This window comes from Streptomyces neyagawaensis (genome assembly GCF_023516595.1).
Lineage (GTDB): Bacteria > Actinomycetota > Actinomycetes > Streptomycetales > Streptomycetaceae > Streptomyces > Streptomyces neyagawaensis.
This window is the reverse complement of record NZ_JAMGBG010000046.1, coordinates 22,187-38,905: the sequence shown is the minus strand read 5'-3', so window position 1 is coordinate 38,905 and position 16,719 is coordinate 22,187. Positions and strand designations below refer to the sequence as shown.

Genomic DNA, 16,719 nt, shown 5'->3' with positions numbered 1-16,719 from the left:
CTCACCGCCGCCGGACGAAACGGAAACACCCGCGCCCTCGCCGCCGCCGGACGATCCGGAACAACCGCGCCCTCACCGCCGGGCGATCCGGAACACCCGGATCTCCCGCTCCACCCGGGCCTGGTAGGTCGCGTACGGCGGCCAGAAGCGCAGCAGTTCCTTCCATGCCGCCGCCCGTTCCTCGCCCTGGAGCAGCCGCGCGGTGACCGGGATGTCCTCGCCCTTCCAGCTGATCACGGCGTCGGGGTGGGCCAGGAGGTTCGCGGTCCAGGCTGGATGGTCGGTCCGGCCGAAGTTGGAGCCGATGAGCAGCCAGCTCCGGCCGCCCTCCTCGGGCATGCAGGCCAGCGGTGTGCGGCGCGGCACCCCGCTCCGCGCCCCGGTCGCGGTCAGGACGATCCCCGGCAGCAGTTGCGCGCTGAGGAGCACCTTGCCCCGTGTCATCCGGTGCACGGCCCGGTCGAGGGCGGGGATGACATGGGGCGCCACCCGCGCGAACGCCGGAGCGGACGACACCTTCTGCACCCATCGCACGCCTGCGTCCTTCAGGCCACTCGCGCTCTTCGAGGCCATCAGCCCCGCACCTCCTCGTCGTCGCCGAACATGCCCGCCAACTCCGCCGCCCGCCCCCGCAACCGGTGCACGGGGCCGAGGAGCAGTGCGTCCGCCATGGCGCGCTTGACGTACAGATGCACCTGGTGTTCCCAGGTGAAACCGAGGCCGCCGTGGAACTGGACGCCCTCCGCGGCGGCGGTCCGCAGCGCCTCCAGCGCCTGGGCGAGGGCCTGCCCGCCGACCCGCTCACCGCGCACGCCGACCCGCTCACCACGCACGCCCGCGCTCCACGCCGCGTAGTACGCGGCCGACCGGGCGGCCTGCACACCGACGTACACGTCGGCCAGCCGGTGCTTGACCGTCTGGAAGGATCCGATCGGCCGCCCGAACTGCTCCCGCTGCCGTACGTGGGCGACGGTCCGTTCCAGGGCCCGGTCCGCCGCTCCGACGGCCTCGGCGGCGAGGACGGCGGCGGCCGCGTCGCCCACATCGGCGAGCGCGGCCGGTACGTCCGCCTCGTCGTCCTCTCCCAGCAACTCGGCCGGGGAGTCGCGCAGTTGGACACGGCCCACCGGCCGGGTCTCGTCGAGGGCGGTCTGCCGTACCCGTACGAGTCCCGTCGCCTCCGCCCGGACGAGGAAGAGCAGGGTGCGTGACCGGGCGAACCCGCCGGTGTGGGCGGCCACGAGGAGCAGTCCCGCGCTGTGCCCGTCGAGCACCTGCGTGACCTCCCCGTACAGCCGCCAGCCGTCACCGGACCGCCGTGCCTGCACTCCCCCGGCGCGTCCGCCACCGGCCCACGCCCCGTGGTTGTCACCGGTCAGGGCGAGCGCGGTGGCGAGGGCGGCGCCGGGGACGGCGAGCGCGGCGGTGAGGCGGCCGGTGGCGAGGCGGGGGAGGAGCCGCTCGCGCTGGCGGTCGGTGCCGAGGGCGAGGACGAGGGGGGCCGTGAGGAGGGCGGTGGCCGGCAGCGGCGAGGGGGTGAGCCCGCGCCCCAGTTCCTCGCAGGCGAGAGCCAGTTCGGTGACCGAGCAGCCGACCCCGCCGTACTCCTCGGGGAGCGCGAGCCCCGGCAGGCCGAGCTGTTCGGCGAGCGTCGTCCACAGCGCGGCGTCGTATCCCTCGCCGGTCCGTACGGCCGCCCGGACGTCCTCCGGGCCACTGCGCTTGAGCAGCAACTCCCGTACCGTGCGGCGGATCTCCTCCTGCTCGGCGGTGAAGCGGGCGTCCATGGGCGGGTCCCCCTCTGCTCACCCTCTGCTCGATCCGACATCCATCCGGCATCGATCTGACGGTGCGTCATGTTAGAGCGGGAGGCGACGGAAGCACAGGTCCCCCACGGCGGTAATCTGATGTACCGTCAGATCCATGACCGCTGCCGCCGTACCGGGGATTCGCAGGGGAAGGGCCGGCCGCCGCGAGGTGGCCGTCGTGGGGGTCGCGCTCGCCGACTGCGGGCGGGTGGACGACGCGACGCCGTACGCGCTGCACGCGCAGGCCGCCCGCCGGGCCCTCGCGGACGCGGGCCTGGAGCACACCGTCGTGGACGGACTGGCGTCGGCGGGCCTCGGGACACTGGCGCCGGTGGAGGTCGGCGAGTACCTCGGGCTGCGGCCGACGTGGGTGGACTCCACATCGGTCGGCGGCGCCACCTGGGAGGTCATGGCGGCACACGCGGCCGACGCGATCGCCGCCGGGCACGCGAACGTCGTGCTGCTCGTGTACGGCTCCACGGCCCGCGCCGACATCAGGGCGGGCCGCCGCACCGGCACCCTCTCCTTCGGCGCCCGCGGCCCCCTCCAGTACGAGGTCCCCTACGGGCACACCCTGATCGCCAAGTACGCCATGGCCGCCCGCCGCCATATGCACCAGTACGGAACGACCCTGGAGCAGCTCGCCTCCGTGGCCGTGCAGGCCCGGGCGAACGCGGCGGCGAACCCGGAGGCGATGTTCCGCACGCCGATCACCGTCGACGACGTGCTGTCCTCCGCGCCGATCGCGGACCCCTTCACCAAGCTCCACTGCTGCGTCCGCTCCGACGGAGGCGCGGCGGTCGTCCTGGCGGCCGAGGAGTACGTACGGGACTGCCATCCGGCCACCCCCGCCTGGGTCCTCGGCACCGGGGAGCACGTCTCCCACACCACCATGTCCGAGTGGCCCGACTTCACCGTCTCCCCGGCGGCGGTCAGCGGCCGCCTCGCCTTCGAACGGGCCGGGGTCCGCCCGTCCGAGATCGACTTCGCAGAGATCTACGACGCGTTCACCTACATGACGCTGGTGACGCTGGAGGACCTGGGTTTCTGCGCGAAGGGCGAGGGCGGCCCCTTCGTGGAGAAGAACCGCCTGACCCTCACCGGGGACCTCCCCGTCAACACCGACGGCGGCGGCCTGTCCGCCCAGCACCCCGGGATGCGCGGCCTCTTCCTCCTCGTCGAGGCCGTCCGCCAGCTGCGCGGCGAGGCGGGCGAGCGGCAGCTGCGCTCCCCCGGCGGCGATCTCCCCCGCCTCGCCGTCGCCTCCGGCACGGGAGGCTGGTTCTGCTCCTCGGGGACGGTGGTCCTGGGGCGGGGGTGAGGGGTCCCGGCGCGGCCCGGCAGAATCGCCGCATGAGCATTCCCGGCGCCGACGCCCCCTCCGGCTTCGTCCAGCTGCTGCGGACCCTGCGGGTCTGGGACCCCGAGGTCACCGAGCTGCCCGGCCTCGACCCGGCCGCGGCACCCGCCGCACCGGTCCCCCTGTTCACCACCTGGTTCGCGGACGCGGTCGCGGCCGGGCAGCCCGAGCCGCACACGATGTCGCTGGCCACGGCCGACGAGGAGGGCAACCCGGACGTCCGTACGGTGATGCTGCACGACGTGGACGACCACGGCTGGCACTTCGCGACGCACTCCGGCAGCCGCAAGGGACGGCACCTGGCGGCCCGCCCGTACGCGGCCCTCGGCTTCTACTGGCCCGTGCGGGGGCGGCAGGTGCGGGTGCGCGGCCGGGTCACGGTGGCCCCCGCCGCGTTCGCCCAGGCCGACCTGCACGCCCGCTCGACGGGCGCGCTGGCCGCGGCCCTCGTGGGGCAGCAGAGCGCCGTCCTGCCCTCCCTGGCGGAGCTGGAGCGGGCGTCCGACGACGCGTGGGCTCGGGCCGAACGGGAGCCGGACGCGCCCGTACCGTCCTGGACGGCGTACACGGTCGAGCCGGACGAGGTGGAGTTCTTCCAGGGCGACGCCCGCCGACGCCACGTCCGGCTCGTCTACCGCAGGGCGGAGGGGGGTTGGGCCACGGAACTTCTGTGGCCCTGAGGCACGCGGTCGCCTCGTGGGCGACCCCGGCCGCTACCTGGCCGGAGGGGGAAGCCGGGCTCAGCCGTCCGTGCCCTGCCTCGGGAGGAGCCGGGCTCAGTCGTCCGTGGCGTCCGTGCTTCGCCGGGCGGCGGACCGTTCCATCGCCCTGTCCAGGTGGGCGACGACGGCCGGGACGTCGTCGCTCTCGGTGGCGCGGATCAGCTCCAGGGCCGGTCGGACGAGGCCGCCGGGGCGGGCGATCAGGCGGGCCAGTACGGCGGCCCGGATGTCGAGCCGCTCGATGGTCTCCGCCTGCTCCTCCTCGGTCTGACCGGCGAGCAGCACGGCGTTGTGCCAGGCCTCCTCACGGGACCGGCGGATGCTGAAGTCAAGGATCCGCTCGTCGGTGCGGGCCCCGATCCGGTCCAGCAGCGACAGGAGCGGCGACAGGGCGTCGATCGAGTCCTGCACCTCCAGTACGACCCGGCCGAGGATGTCGTTGATCAGCAGGAAGTCGCGCCGCAGCGCGTGGATGGACGCACCGGGGGCGGTCCGCGCGGCGGCGACGGCCAGGTCGAGGTTGATGTGCGCGTTCACGCCGAGCAGCAGGTGCTGGACGATCACGGTGTCGGAGTCGTCCAGCAGCCCGAAAGCCACACGCCAGCAGCGCGGCCCCCCGCGGTCGGCGCGCCAGGCGTCGTACGCCTCGAAGTAGCGGTTCCCGAAGTGCGTGTCGAACCGGTCCATGCGGGCGCCGTCGTCGAACCGCCCCTCATGGATGGCCGTACGGACCTCGACGGTCACCTGCCGGTACAGCGCGGCGAAGTAGCCGATCCGGTCGCCGGCGCGGCGGGCGTCCCTTACGACCTCGGCGAGCCCGTCCACGACCTCGTCGATGTTCCCTGCCGCCATGTCCCACTCCCGTCCCGTGCGCCCTTGGCCCTACCGGTTCAGTCCTTCTCCCACACCGACACGTGCCGGGTGCTGTCGCTGGTGAACGGCCGCCGGTCCCAGTCCTCCCAGCGGTCGCGCAGCCGCATCCCGGCGAGCCGGGCCATGAGGTCCAGCTCGGCCGGCCACACGTACCGGAACGGGATCGAGAGGTGTGTCGCCCGCCCGTCGACGACACGCACATGGTGCGACCGCATCCTCTGCGTGGCCACGTCGTACGTGTCGAACCCCAGCCGGTCCGGGCCCACATGGAACGGCACCGCGTCCTGCCCCGGCGGCAGACTGCGCAGCGCCGGCACCCCGACCTCGATGACGAAGTGCCCGCCGGGCACGAGGTGCGCGGCGGCGTTGAGGAAGCAGTCCACCTGGGCGTCCTGCGTGAGCAGGTTGTTGATCGTGTTGAAAACGAGGTAGGCGACGGTGAACTCGCCGTCCGCGCGGGCGGTGGCGAAGTCCCCGATGGTCACGCCGATCGCGTCCCCGCCGGGCTTGGCCCGCATCCGCTCCACCATGGCGCGCGACATGTCGATGCCGTGCACGGGGACACCCGCGCGGGCGAGGGGCAGGGCGATACGTCCGGTGCCGACGCCGAACTCCAGCGCGCGGGGCTTGTGTCCGGGCAGTTCGGCGAGTTCCGCGATCAACGCCACGGCCGGATCCACCGTCTCCGGGGCGAACATCTCGGCGGACGTCTCGTCGTAGTGGGCGGCGACGGCCTCACCGAAGTAGCCGTCGGGGTCGTCGACGGTGGCGTACCCGTGGTCGGGGGCCTGTGTCTTCACGTCGTGGTCGGGGGCCTGTGTCTTCACGTCGTCGTCGGGTGTTTGTACGTTTCCGTGGTCACGTCCCTCTGCACGCATTCTCACGACCGTACAGAGCAAGGCCCGCCGCCCGCACGCGGATTTCACGCCCCCTTCATCCGGGGCCGGACGCTCCCGCGCGGCCCTCCCTATGCATCCCCACCGGGCTCGGGGTCGGTGGCCAGGCGGGCGTGGAGGTGGGCGTCGCGGAAGGCGTCGTGCCGCCCCTCCTCCCACATCGCCCCGCGCAGGGTCCCCTCGTACGGGTACCCTGCCCGCTCGGCGATCCGGCAGGACGCGTCGTGGCCGAGGGCGTGGTCGAGTTCGATGCGGTGGAGGCCGAGTTCGGCGAAGGCCCAGCGCGTGGCGAGGTCGACCGAGTGGCGGGCGACCCGCCGGCCGCGGGCCTCCGGCAGTACCCAGTAGCCGATCATGGCCCGTCGCATCAGCCGGTCGATCCCGCTGAACCCGACCTGCCCGAGCGTGACCCCGCTCTCCGCGTCCACGACCCGGAACGTCGCGGTGCTCCCCTCCGCGTCGGTCTCCGCGCGCCGCCGCAACGACTCACGCGCCCCCTCGGGCCCGTCGTCCAGCATCAGGGGCGTGTTCCACCGCCGGAACTCCGGGTCGGAACGCCCCCGGAACCAGGCGTCCACATCGGCGTCGGACTCGGCGTCCCAGGCGCACAGCACGAGCCCGTGCCCGTGCACCTCGGCGCGGGACACGACCCCGGACGACTCGGCGGCCCCGGCGGACCCCGTGGACTCTACGAACCCGGCGGACCCGGGGGGCAATTCGTCGGCACACGACTCAGGAGTACGGCTCACCCGCCCATTGAAACCGAAGCCCGCGCGCCCCTCCCCTACGGGGCCACGCACACACGGAACACCGGCACCCGGAACTCCCCGGCCTCCCGGAACACCGCCTCCACCGCCATCCCCACCCGCAGGTCCGCCGCCTCGCACTCCACGACCTCGGTCATCAGGCGCGGCCCCTCGACGAGATCGACGACGGCGGCGACGTACGGGACCCGCTCCCCGAAGGGCGGCAGATCGTTGCGGTGGACGACGGACCACGTGTACAGCGTGGCCCGGCCGCTCGCCTGCTCCCAGCGCACGTCCTCGCTCCAGCAGTGGGGGCAGAACTCACGGGGGTAGTGGTGGGCCCGCCCGCACGCCCCGCACCGCCGTACGAGCAGCCGCCCCTCGGCGGCCGCGTCCCAGTACGTACGGCTGAAGGCGTCGGCCTCCGGCAGATCGAACCGGCCGCCGGCCCCGCCGGAGCCCATCAGAAGAGCCCCAGCGCGCTGTCGAGCGACCAGCTCTGCCATGACATCCCGAACAGCGCCACGACCGAGATCAGCGCCATCATCGAGTTCTGCCCCTGCTCGGCCCAGTCGTGGATCATCAGCACGAAGTAGAGGAGGTTGAGCAGCAGCCCCCCGACCAGCGCCACGGGGGTGAGGAAGCCGAGGATCAGGCCGAGCCCGAGGGCGAGTTCGGCGTACGCGACGACATACGCCATGGTCCGGGGCCGGGGCTTCACCACCACGTCGAAGCCGGTGCGCACCGTCTCCCAGCGGTGTTTCCCGGCCACCCCGGCCGCCCAGGCGATCCCGGCGCCCTGGAACCAGGTCTTCTTGTCCTTGTGCCGCCAGCTCTCCAGCCACCACAGCCCGAGCCCGATCCGCAGCACAGCCAGCCATTCACCACCGGAGAGCCAGACCGAGTCCATCGCTGCCGCCCTTCGACGCGTCCGCGCGGGGTTTCTGACGGTACGTCAGTTCAGCGGATGGGAGGGGTAAGCGCAAGACGTGGAGCGGGAAGCGCCCAACGCGCGGGACCACCGGGACGCGGCGCACAACGCGCGGACTACCGGGACGCGGCGCACACCGGGACTCCGCGCCACCCCCACCCACACCACGCGCCCGCCATATTCCGGGAGACCTACGCCACAGACCTCACGCACTCCTCCTCAGCCGTGATCAATCCGCAACCAATTCCGGTCTTGACCGAGACCCATCAATGAGGGACGTGAATACGCTCGGCTCATGGCCGACTCCAGAGCATCCGCGACCCCCGCCTCCGACCACCCGGTCTATGTGATCGGTGGCGGTCCCGGCGGGCTGGCCGCCGCCCACGCGCTGCGTGCCCGGGGGATACGGGCCGTCGTACTGGAGAAGTCGGACGCCGTGGGCGCGTCCTGGCGGCGCCACTACGACCGGCTGCGCCTGCACACCACCCGGCGGCTGTCGGCGCTGCCCGGCCTGCCGATGCCGCGCCGTTTCGGCCGGTGGGTGGCGCGGGACAACGTGGTGCGCTACCTGGAGAAGTACGCCGAGGTCCACGCGCTGGAGATCGTGACCGGCGTGGAGGTCACTCGCGTGGAGCGGAACCCCGACGGCACCTGGCTGCTGCGCGCCACCGGCGGCCGGGAGCTGACCGCCGGCGCGGTCGTCGTCGCCACCGGCTACAACCACACACCGCACATCCCGGACTGGCCCGGCCGCGACACCTTCACCGGCGACCTGTCGCACGCCTCCGCGTACCGCAACCCCGAGCCCTACGCCGGCCGTGACGTCCTCGTCGTCGGTATCGGCAACACCGGCGCCGAGATCGCCGTCGACCTCGTCGAGGGCGGGGCGAAGCGGGTACGGCTCGCGGTGCGGACGGCCCCGCACATCGTGCGCCGCTCCACGGCCGGCTGGGCCGCCCAGTACAGCGCCGTCCTCGTGCGGCGGCTCCCGGTCGCCCTGGTGGACCGGATCGCCAGGCCGATGGCCCGGCTCAGCGTGCCCGACCTGTCCGCGCACGGGCTGCCTCGCCCCACCTCCGGCCTCTACTCGCGGGTCAACGAGGGCTCCATCCCCGTCCAGGACGTCGGCATCATCGACGCCGTCCGCAAGGGCAAGGTGGAGATCGTCGCCGCGGTGGAGAAGTTCGAGGACGGCAAGGTCGTCCTCGCCGACGGCTCGCACGTCGAGACCGACGCCGTGATCGCCGCCACCGGTTACCGCCGGGCCCTGGAGGGACTGCTCGGCCATCTCGACGTCCTGGACGAGCGCGGCAAGCCGGTCGTGCACGGAGCGCGCTCCCCGCGGAACGCGCCCGGCCTGTACTTCACCGGCTTCACCAACCCCATCAGCGGCATGTTCCGCGAACTCGCCCTCGACGCCGAGAAGATCGCCAAGGCCGTCGCCCACACCGGGGGCGTCGCCACACGCGACGCGGTCACCGTGCAGGTGCGCGCCGCGCGCTGAAGGGGCCGCCGACGTCAGTTCACCGCCAGCACCGCCGTGTTGTTGGACGTGTCCGGGTCGAACGCCAACTGCCCGGACACCGGGTGGACGCTCACCGCCCCCGTCGCGCCGGGTGTCACGCTGTCGATCCGCACCTTGAACGCATACGTCTTCCCGGCGTCCTCCAGGACGTAGTACGGCAGCTCACAGTCGTAGAGCGGCGCGCCCGTGCGGTTCGGGTAGGAGCCGCCGGAGAGGGTGCGCGGGTCGCACTCCGCGGGGGCGTCGGTGACCGTCGTACCCCGCGGGACGACCACGCGGACCCGGGCGACCGGGTCCCCGGAGCCGAGGTGGGCGACCCAGGCGGGGCCGTTGTTCCGGAAGGTGAGCGAGGCGGTGACCGTCTCGCCCGCCGCCCCGGTGACGGCCGCGCCCGTGACGGAGAAGTCGGCGGTGTTGTCCGCACTGACCTGGAGGGAGGTGTAGTTGTCTCCCGTGTTGATGTCGGTGGCGCCGCCGCCCGGCTCGACGCCGATGTCCAGCCGCTCCTTCAGCGCGTGCCCCGTCACCGAGAGCGTCAGCGGCTCGGGCAGCGCGAAGGAGTCGCCGGGGGTCAGCTCCTCGTCGAACTCACAGGTCGCGTAGGAGAACGGGGCGTTCTCGGCGCCGCCGTCCACAGGGTCCGCCGTGTAGGTGCACGCGGCGTACTTCGACAGGTACGCCAGCCCGTGCGAGGCCGTCATCGTGACCTTGAAGCCGTGCGCGGTCGCGTCGCCCTTGTTGGTCACCGCGAAGGGCACGGCCCGGGTGCTGCCGGGCCGGGCGTGCGTGATCGGGGCGGCGTCGGCGAGCGCGAGGTCGGGTCCACCGCTGACGGTCAGTGTGGTGTCGAAGCTGCCCGAGGGCGCGGCGAGCGTGCCGTCGGGGCCGCCGGTGGCGGTGGCCTCGTAGGTGATCCGGCCCCGCGCGCCGGTCTCCGCGCCCTCGGCGGCCCGCACCGTGAGCGGGATCTGCCGGCCGTAGTCCGGGCCGATCACCGGCACCTCGGGCACGTCGCACACGGCGGTCGTACCGCTGGGCGCGCAGTTCTCCGGCCAGGTCACCTCGGCGATCCCGGCGAGCCCGGAGATGTCGACGGTCACCCTGCCGTCGGTCACGGTGAAGGTGTCGTTGTCGTGGTAGAGGCCGATGTCGAGCGTGCGGCTCTGCGCCTCCCCGCCGTCCGCTCCGCGCGGCAGGCTCTGCTCCGCCGGAGCGTCGATCCACAGCTGGTCGGACTGCGGCTCGTCCGCCGCGACGGCGGACGTCACCGGCACCGCCGTGAGCAGCCCCGCCGCGACCGCCGCGGCCGCCGAGGTCCAGCCCTTGAGTCGTCGCACTGCGTTCCCCCCGATTGTTCGGTGATCTTGGTCGACAGTTGGACCGCCAGGACGAGCCGACGGTTGTAGCCGCCCGGTCGTGGAAACCGGTAGGCGGTCGAAACCGGCCGACGGTCGAAACCGCTCGACGATCCAAACCGGCCGACCGTCGAACCCGGCCGGACGAAACCCGCCCGCCGCCGTATACGTCTGACGGCCGTCCCCGGCGGGTACAACTCCCCGTACCGCCACGTAACTTTGCCCGCACACCCATTCCTGACACAGCGTCAGTTCAGTAATCTGAAATCTGACGCTGTGTCAGTTCGATGAGTGGTAGTGACCGCGTCACCTCAGTGAATTGGCTGTCACACAGGAGCGGGCGGACCGATGCTTGGATCAACCCACGGCACCCTCACCACCGACTCCCGCCGGTCCCGGGCGATCGCCTGCGGCGAGACCCCCCAGCAGATCGTGCACGGCAGACCTGCCGAGGCCGGTGACCTGGACGTCAGCGGCCGCCCGCTGTACGCCGCCGTCCCCGATCTGGACCGGTTCTTCCGCCCCGAGTCCGTGGCGGTGGTGGGCGCCTCGGACGCGGAGGGCCGGCCCAACACCGGAATCACCCGGCAGTTGCTCGCCTGGGCCGAACGGGTCGGCGCACGGCTGCACCCGGTGCACCCCACGCGCCCTTCCGTCTTCGGCATCCCCTGCTCCCCTTCCGTCGCCGCCCTGCCCGAACAGGTCGACCTCGCCGTGCTGCTCGTCTCCGACCCCCTCCCGCTGATCGACGAACTCGCCGAGGCCAAGGTGAAGTTCGCGGTCGCCTTCGCCTCCGGGTTCGCGGAGACCGGCGAGGAGGGCGCCCTCGCGCAGCAGCGGCTGGCCGCGGCCGTCGCCCGCTCCGGAGGCATGCGGCTGCTCGGCCCGAACACCAACCTCAACGCCTTCGAACGCTTCCGCGACGACCTGGACGGGCCCGCGATCGCGCTGATCACCCAGTCCGGCCACCAGGGCCGCCCGGTCTTCTCCCTCCAGGAACTCGGCATCCGTCTCTCCCACTGGGCCCCCACCGGCAACGAGGCCGATCTGGAGACCGCCGACTTCATCTCCTACTTCGCCGAGCGCCCCGAGGTGGGCGCCATCGCCTGCTACATCGAGGGCCTCAAGGACGGCCGCTCCTTCCTCCTCGCCGCCGACCGGGCCGCCCGGCGCGGAGTGCCCGTCGTGGCCGTGAAGGTCGGCCGCACCGAGGCCGGCGCCCGCACCGCCGCCACCCACACCGGCAAGCTGACCGGCGCGGACGCGGTGGTCGACGCGGCGATGCGGCAGTACGGCGTGATCCGCGTGGACGGTCTGGACGAACTCCAGGACACGGCGACCCTGCTGGCGCGGGCCCGGCGTCCGCGCGCCGAGACCCCGTCACGTCCGGTGGCCGACGGTGTCGTCGTCTATTCGATCTCGGGCGGCACGGGCGCGCACTTCGCGGACCTGGCGACGGAGGCCGGGCTGCGCCTGCCGACGCTGTCGGAGGCCAAGCAGGCCGAACTGCACCAGTGGATCCCCGACTATCTGAACGTGGCCAACCCGGTCGACAACGGCGGCCACCCGGTGGGCGACTGGCGCGGCCCCCGCATCCTCGACGCGATCCTCGACGACCCGGCGGTCGGTGTGCTGATCTGCCCCATCACCGGCCCCTTCCCGCCGATGAGCGACAAGCTCGCCCAGGACCTGGTGGACGCCGCCGAACGCACCGACAAGCTGGTGTGCGTGGTGTGGGGGTCGCCGGTGGGCACCGAGGACGCCTACCGCGAGACGCTGCTCGGGTCGTCGAAGGTGGCGACCTTCCGCACCTTCGCCAACTGCATCACCGCCGTCCGCGCCCACCTCGACCACGCCCGCTTCACCACCGCCTACCGCTCCCCCTTCGACGAGGCCCCACGCTCCCCCTCCCCCTCCTTCCGCAAGGCGAAGGCCCTGATGCGGCCGGGGCAACAGCTGAGCGAGCACGCGGCCAAGCAGCTGCTGCGCGCCTACGGGATAAGGGTGCCGCGCGAGCAGTTGGTGACGAGCGCGGCGGCGGCCGTGCGCGCGGCGAGCCTCGTCGGCTACCCGGTGGTGATGAAGGCGTCCGGGGCGCGGATCGCCCACAAGACGGAACTCGGCCTGGTGAAGATCGGGCTGACCTCCGCGAGCCAGATCCGCGACGCCTATCGCGAACTCACCGACATAGCCCGCTACGAGGACGTGTCGCTCGACGGGGTGCTCGTCTGCCAGATGGTCGAGCGGGGTGTGGAGATGGTCGTGGGGGTCACGCACGACGACCTCTTCGGGCCGACGGTGACGGTCGGGCTCGGCGGTGTCCTCGTCGAGGTGCTCCGCGACGCGGCCGTACGCGTGCCGCCCTTCGGGGAGGACCAGGCGCGCGCCATGCTCGCCGAACTGCGTGGCCGGGCCCTGCTGGACGGGGTCCGCGGGGCGGCCCCGGCCGATGTCGACGCGCTCGTGGAGGTCGTGCTCCGGGTGCAGCGGATGGCGCTGGAACTGGGGGACGAGATCGCGGAGCTGGACATCAACCCGCTGATGGTGCTGCCGAGGGGGCAGGGCGCCGTGGCTCTGGACGCGCTGGCGGTGTGCCGCTGAACGCCACCGCACCACACCGGACAAGGCCATCACACCTCGTAACAGATGGAGCACCCACATGTCCGCATCCCCCCTTGAACGTCCGGAAAAATCCCGTGACTCATTGATACTGCACGCCACTGACAACGCCGTCTCGTGGATCACTCTCAACCGCCCCGAGGCGATGAACGCCCTCACCCCCGACCAGCGCGACCATCTCGTCCAGCTGCTCTCGGACGCCTCCGCGGACCCCGCCGTGCGGGCCGTCGTGATCACCGCGGCGGGCCGCGGGTTCTGCGCGGGCGCCGATCTGCGCGGCGGGGCGGCCCGCCCCGCCGAACGGGTCGCCGGTGACGTGGCCCGCACCATCCGTCTCGGCGCCCAGCGGCTCGTCGCGGCCGTCCTCGACTGCGAGAAGCCGGTGCTGGCGGCGGTGAACGGCACGGCGGCCGGTATCGGCGCGCATCTCGCCCTCGCCTGCGATCTGGTCCTGGCGGCCGAGGAGGCCCGTTTCATCGAGGTGTTCGTCCGCCGCGGACTCGTCCCCGACGGCGGCGGCGCCTACCTCCTGCCCCGACTGATCGGGCCGCAGCGCGCGAAGGAGCTGATGTTCTTCGGCGACGCCCTGTCCGCCGCCGACGCGGAACGGCTCGGCCTGGTCAACCGGGTCGTCCCCGCCGCCGACCTGGAGAAGACGGCCCGCGAGTGGGCCGAACGCCTCGCCGCCGGCCCCACCCGCGCCCTGGCCCTGACCAAGCACCTGGTCAACGCCTCCCTCGACACCGACCGCGCCACCGCCTTCGCCGCCGAGGCCGCCGCCCAGGAGATCAACATGACGACGGCGGACGCCCAGGAGGGCCTGGCAAGCTTCACCGAACGCCGCGCGCCCCGCTTCGAGGGCCGCTGAACACCCGCCCGCAGAGACGGCGGACCCAACGGCGACCCGCACGGCCCTTCATTTCTGACGGTTCGTCAGTTTCAATGGGGTGGTGATGGGACATGCGGGAATGGCGGCGGCAGCCGTCCGATATCTACGGTCCGACCGGACTCGGACGGCCGCGCCGGTCCGCCCGGTCGAAGCGCTGCCGCGCCCCGAGCTGCGCTGTGTCCGTGAGGGCGAGCGGGCGCCCGTCGACCAGGCGGAGTTCCGCCGCGTCCTGGGCAGCTTCGCGACGGGCGTGACGGTGATCACCGCCCCGCCGCCCTCCGCCACCGGCCAGGACGACCCGACCCACGGTCGCCCCGTCGGCAGCCGCCCTGCCGAGGGCCACCCCACCGACGGCCGCCCCACCGGCAGCCCCCCTCCCGACGACCGCCCCGCCGGATTCGCCTGTCAGTCCTTCTCCTCGCTCTCGCTCGACCCGCCCCTCGTCGTCTTCATGGTCGGCCGTACGTCGACGACCTGGCCCCGGATCGCTCGCGCCGGCGTCTTCTGCGTGAACGTACTCGGCGCGGATCAGGGCGAGTTGTGCCGGCGCTTCGCGGTGAGCGGTGCGGACAAGTTCGCCGGTGTCGCCCACGACCCGGCCCCCGTCACCGGCTCGCCCCGCCTCGCCGGCGCCGCCGCCTGGATCGACTGCGCGATCCACGCCGTGCACCCCGGAGGGGACCATCTGATCGTGGTGGGCCGGGTGGAGGCACTGGGCACCGCCGACGCGGACGAGGCGTCGAGCGCGCCCCTGCTCTTCCACCGGGGCCGCTTCGGCGGCTTCACAACCGGCTGAGACACCCCGCCGCTTCACAACCGGCTGAGACACCCCGCCGCTTCACAACCGGCTGAGACACCCCGCCGCTTCACAACCGGCTGGGCCACTCCACCGCTTCACAACCCGGCTGACCCACCCCGGCCTCACCCCACCGCCACGACCGCCCCGCCGCCGATCACCACGCACCCGACGGCCAGCGCGCCCCACGAGAGGATCGCCGCGCAGGGCTGTACCGGTCGGCCCGCCCGGGCCCGTACGACAGTGACGTGCACCGCCAGGGCCGGGGGCAGGGTCACGGCGTAGAGGCCGAGGCCCGCGAGGTGCCAGGCGGGAACGGCCAGGGCCGGGAGGACCCACAGGGTGCAGGCGGGTGGGATCCACCACCAGGCGGTGCGGCCGGTCAGCTGCCGCGCGGTCCAGTGGGCGAGGCGCACCGCCGGGACGACGTACGCGGCGGTGAGCACACCACCGGCGAACAGGGTCAGCACGAGCATCAGCGGGACGACCGCGAGGGCCGCGAAGGGCTCCCCGCCGCCGGGGCCCTCCTGGGCGCCGAGCACGGCCACGAACAGCGCGGCGCACACCAGCGCGCCCTCGACCCCGAGCACGGCCATGGACACCGCCGACGGTTCGGCGCTCCCGCGGGCCACGCCCTCGTCCGTCGTCTCTGCCTTCGCCATGGACATCACCAGCACCCTCCCCGCCTAAAGGGAGTGTGCCCGCCCCGAAACGGTTGCGCCCGCCCCACCCCGAAACGGTCGCGCCCGCCCCGTCCGGAATCGCCGCAGGACGGGTTCCGCCCGGAATCGCCGCAGGACGGGTTCCGCCCCGGAGCCGCCGTACGTCAGGCCCCGGCCACCGCCACGCCCCCGCTGCCGGTGGTCGCCGACGGGGTCGGCCGTCGGCGCCGGATGACCAGCGCCATCAGCGCCGCCACCGCGCACAGCGCCCCGGAGGCGTACCAGACGACGTCGTACTCGCCGAAGGTGTCGCGGGCGAGGCCGCCGAGGAAGGCGACGAGGGCGGCGCCGACCTGGTGGGAGGCGAGGACCCAGCCGAAGACGATGGCGCTGTCGTCGCCGTAGTGCTCACGGCACAGGGCCATGGTGGGCGGGACGGTGGCGACCCAGTCGAGGCCGTAGAAGACGATGAAGAAGATCATCGGAAGGTGTACGGAGGGGCCCAGCAGATGCGGCAGGAAGAGGAGGGAGAGGCCGCGGAACGCGTAGTACACGGCCAGCAGCCGCCGCGGCTCGTAGCGGTCCGTGAGCCAGCCCGAGGCGATCGTGCCGACGACGTCGAAGACGCCGATGACGGCCAGCAGGGAGGCCGCCGCGGTGATGGGCATGTGGTGGTCGTGGGCGGCGGGCACGAAGTGGGTCTGGATGAGGCCGTTCGTGGAGGCACCGCAGATCGCGAAGGTGCCGGCGAGCAGCCAGAACGGCCCGGTCCGCACCGCCGAGAGGAGGACCCGGATCGTCCTGCGCGCCGCCCCCGGCACGGGCGCCGGCTTGGGTACGAACTCCTTCGCCCCGTACGGCTTCAGCCCCGAGTCCGCCGGGTGGTCGCGCAGCAGCAGCCAGACGAAGGGGACGACGGCCAGGGCGGCGAGGGCCACGGTGACGGCGGCGGGCCGCCAGTCGTGTTCCGAGACGATCCAGGACAGCAGCGGCAGGAAGATCAGCTGCCCGGAGGCCGAGGCGGCGGTCAGGATGCCCGAGACGAGGCCGCGCCGCTCGGTGAACCAGCGGTTGGTGACCGTCGCCGCGAACGCCAGCGCCATCGAGCCGGAGCCGAGCCCCACGAGCAGGCCCCAGCAGAGCATCAGCTGCCAGGCCGAGGTCATCCACACCGTCGAACCGGCGCCGACCGCGATCACCGTAAGGGCCACCGCGACCACCCGGCGGATGCCGAAGCGGTCCATCAGCGCGGCGGCGAACGGCGCCGTCAGCCCGTACAGCGCCAGGTTGATCGACACGGCGGACGCGATGGTGCCGCGGGACCAGTGGAACTCGTCGTGCAGCGGGTCGATCAGCAGACCCGGCAGGGAGCGGAAGGCCGCCGCGCCGATGATCGTCACGAAGGTGACGGCCGCGACGAACCAGGCGCGGTGCACCCGGGGGGATTTCGCGGGGCGGGGATCGTGGGGCTGCTGATCGGTGGTGGTGCGGGCGAGCGCGGGTGCGTCGTCGGCTCTCTGCGTCATGCGGACAAGCT

General features: G+C 73.0%; 16 protein-coding genes. 6 read left to right on the top strand and 10 right to left on the bottom strand.

The window, feature by feature from the left end:
- Nucleotides 1-72: 72 nt before the first annotated feature.
- Complete coding sequence (locus tag M8J73_RS20475; RefSeq protein ID WP_055539727.1) at nucleotides 73-573, bottom strand: nitroreductase family deazaflavin-dependent oxidoreductase; 501 nt, start codon at nucleotides 571-573, stop codon at nucleotides 73-75.
- Nucleotides 573-1,787, bottom strand: a complete 1,215-nt coding sequence (locus M8J73_RS20470) for an acyl-CoA dehydrogenase family protein (protein WP_055539728.1) — start codon at nucleotides 1,785-1,787, stop codon at nucleotides 573-575. The genes M8J73_RS20475 and M8J73_RS20470 overlap by 1 nt, the downstream gene beginning before the upstream one ends.
- A gap of 136 nt (nucleotides 1,788-1,923) precedes the next feature.
- Between M8J73_RS20470 and M8J73_RS20465 the strand changes: the two genes are divergently transcribed.
- Both M8J73_RS20465 and M8J73_RS20460 read left to right on the top strand, forming a co-directional pair.
- Nucleotides 1,924-3,129 carry a thiolase C-terminal domain-containing protein gene (locus tag M8J73_RS20465; protein ID WP_206187883.1) on the top strand — a complete coding sequence of 402 codons (1,206 nt, stop codon included), beginning with the start codon at nucleotides 1,924-1,926 and terminating at the stop codon, nucleotides 3,127-3,129.
- A gap of 32 nt (nucleotides 3,130-3,161) precedes the next feature.
- Nucleotides 3,162-3,848 (top strand): pyridoxine/pyridoxamine 5'-phosphate oxidase, encoded by a 687-nt coding sequence (locus tag M8J73_RS20460; protein ID WP_055539730.1) that lies wholly within the window; start codon nucleotides 3,162-3,164, stop codon nucleotides 3,846-3,848.
- Between the two features lie 96 nt (nucleotides 3,849-3,944).
- Here the strand turns inward: M8J73_RS20460 and M8J73_RS20455 are convergent, their stop codons facing one another.
- The 5 genes from M8J73_RS20455 to M8J73_RS20435 all read right to left on the bottom strand — a co-directional run bounded on the left by M8J73_RS20455 (nucleotide 3,945) and on the right by M8J73_RS20435 (nucleotide 7,315).
- Complete coding sequence (locus M8J73_RS20455; protein WP_055539731.1) at nucleotides 3,945-4,742, bottom strand: DUF5995 family protein; 798 nt, start codon at nucleotides 4,740-4,742, stop codon at nucleotides 3,945-3,947.
- Nucleotides 4,743-4,780: 38 nt separating this feature from the next.
- Entirely contained in the window at nucleotides 4,781-5,641 is an 861-nt protein-coding gene (locus tag M8J73_RS20450; protein ID WP_079054941.1) for a class I SAM-dependent DNA methyltransferase, read from the bottom strand.
- Nucleotides 5,642-5,730: 89 nt separating this feature from the next.
- Nucleotides 5,731-6,306: a GNAT family N-acetyltransferase gene (locus M8J73_RS20445; RefSeq protein ID WP_055539737.1), complete on the bottom strand. Its 576-nt coding sequence runs from the start codon at nucleotides 6,304-6,306 to the stop codon at nucleotides 5,731-5,733.
- Between the two features lie 137 nt (nucleotides 6,307-6,443).
- The gene (locus M8J73_RS20440) at nucleotides 6,444-6,869 is read right to left on the bottom strand and encodes a Zn-ribbon domain-containing OB-fold protein (protein ID WP_055539732.1); all 426 of its coding nucleotides are present in this window, start codon (nucleotides 6,867-6,869) and stop codon (nucleotides 6,444-6,446) included.
- Nucleotides 6,869-7,315 carry a DoxX family membrane protein gene (locus tag M8J73_RS20435; RefSeq protein ID WP_055539733.1) on the bottom strand — a complete coding sequence of 149 codons (447 nt, stop codon included), beginning with the start codon at nucleotides 7,313-7,315 and terminating at the stop codon, nucleotides 6,869-6,871. The genes M8J73_RS20440 and M8J73_RS20435 overlap by 1 nt, the downstream gene beginning before the upstream one ends.
- A 316-nt stretch (nucleotides 7,316-7,631) precedes the next feature.
- On the opposite strand from M8J73_RS20435, the gene M8J73_RS20430 reads away from it, so the two are divergent.
- The gene (locus M8J73_RS20430) at nucleotides 7,632-8,840 is read left to right on the top strand and encodes a flavin-containing monooxygenase (RefSeq protein ID WP_055539734.1); all 1,209 of its coding nucleotides are present in this window, start codon (nucleotides 7,632-7,634) and stop codon (nucleotides 8,838-8,840) included.
- A 14-nt stretch (nucleotides 8,841-8,854) separates the two neighbouring features.
- Here the strand turns inward: M8J73_RS20430 and M8J73_RS20425 are convergent, their stop codons facing one another.
- A complete protein-coding gene (locus M8J73_RS20425) occupies nucleotides 8,855-10,198 on the bottom strand; it encodes a COG1361 family protein (RefSeq protein ID WP_055539735.1) in 1,344 nt (447 codons plus the stop codon).
- 366 nt (nucleotides 10,199-10,564) lie between these two features.
- On the opposite strand from M8J73_RS20425, the gene M8J73_RS20420 reads away from it, so the two are divergent.
- The 3 genes from M8J73_RS20420 (at nucleotide 10,565) to M8J73_RS20410 (ending at nucleotide 14,520) form a co-directional block, all read left to right on the top strand.
- On the top strand, nucleotides 10,565-12,817 hold the full coding sequence (locus M8J73_RS20420) for an acetate--CoA ligase family protein (protein WP_249828915.1): 2,253 nt from the start codon (nucleotides 10,565-10,567) through the stop codon (nucleotides 12,815-12,817).
- Nucleotides 12,818-12,875: 58 nt separating this feature from the next.
- Nucleotides 12,876-13,703, top strand: coding sequence for an enoyl-CoA hydratase/isomerase family protein (locus tag M8J73_RS20415; RefSeq protein ID WP_249828914.1), 828 nt, complete (start codon nucleotides 12,876-12,878; stop codon nucleotides 13,701-13,703).
- Between the two features lie 85 nt (nucleotides 13,704-13,788).
- Nucleotides 13,789-14,520 carry a flavin reductase family protein gene (locus M8J73_RS20410; RefSeq protein WP_372503984.1) on the top strand — a complete coding sequence of 244 codons (732 nt, stop codon included), beginning with the start codon at nucleotides 13,789-13,791 and terminating at the stop codon, nucleotides 14,518-14,520.
- A 125-nt stretch (nucleotides 14,521-14,645) separates the two neighbouring features.
- On the opposite strand, the gene M8J73_RS20405 is transcribed toward M8J73_RS20410, so the two are convergent.
- Nucleotides 14,646-15,182 carry a hypothetical protein gene (locus M8J73_RS20405; protein ID WP_249828913.1) on the bottom strand — a complete coding sequence of 179 codons (537 nt, stop codon included), beginning with the start codon at nucleotides 15,180-15,182 and terminating at the stop codon, nucleotides 14,646-14,648.
- A gap of 164 nt (nucleotides 15,183-15,346) precedes the next feature.
- Nucleotides 15,347-16,708, bottom strand: coding sequence for an MFS transporter (locus M8J73_RS20400; protein ID WP_249828912.1), 1,362 nt, complete (start codon nucleotides 16,706-16,708; stop codon nucleotides 15,347-15,349).
- Nucleotides 16,709-16,719 lie beyond the last annotated feature (11 nt).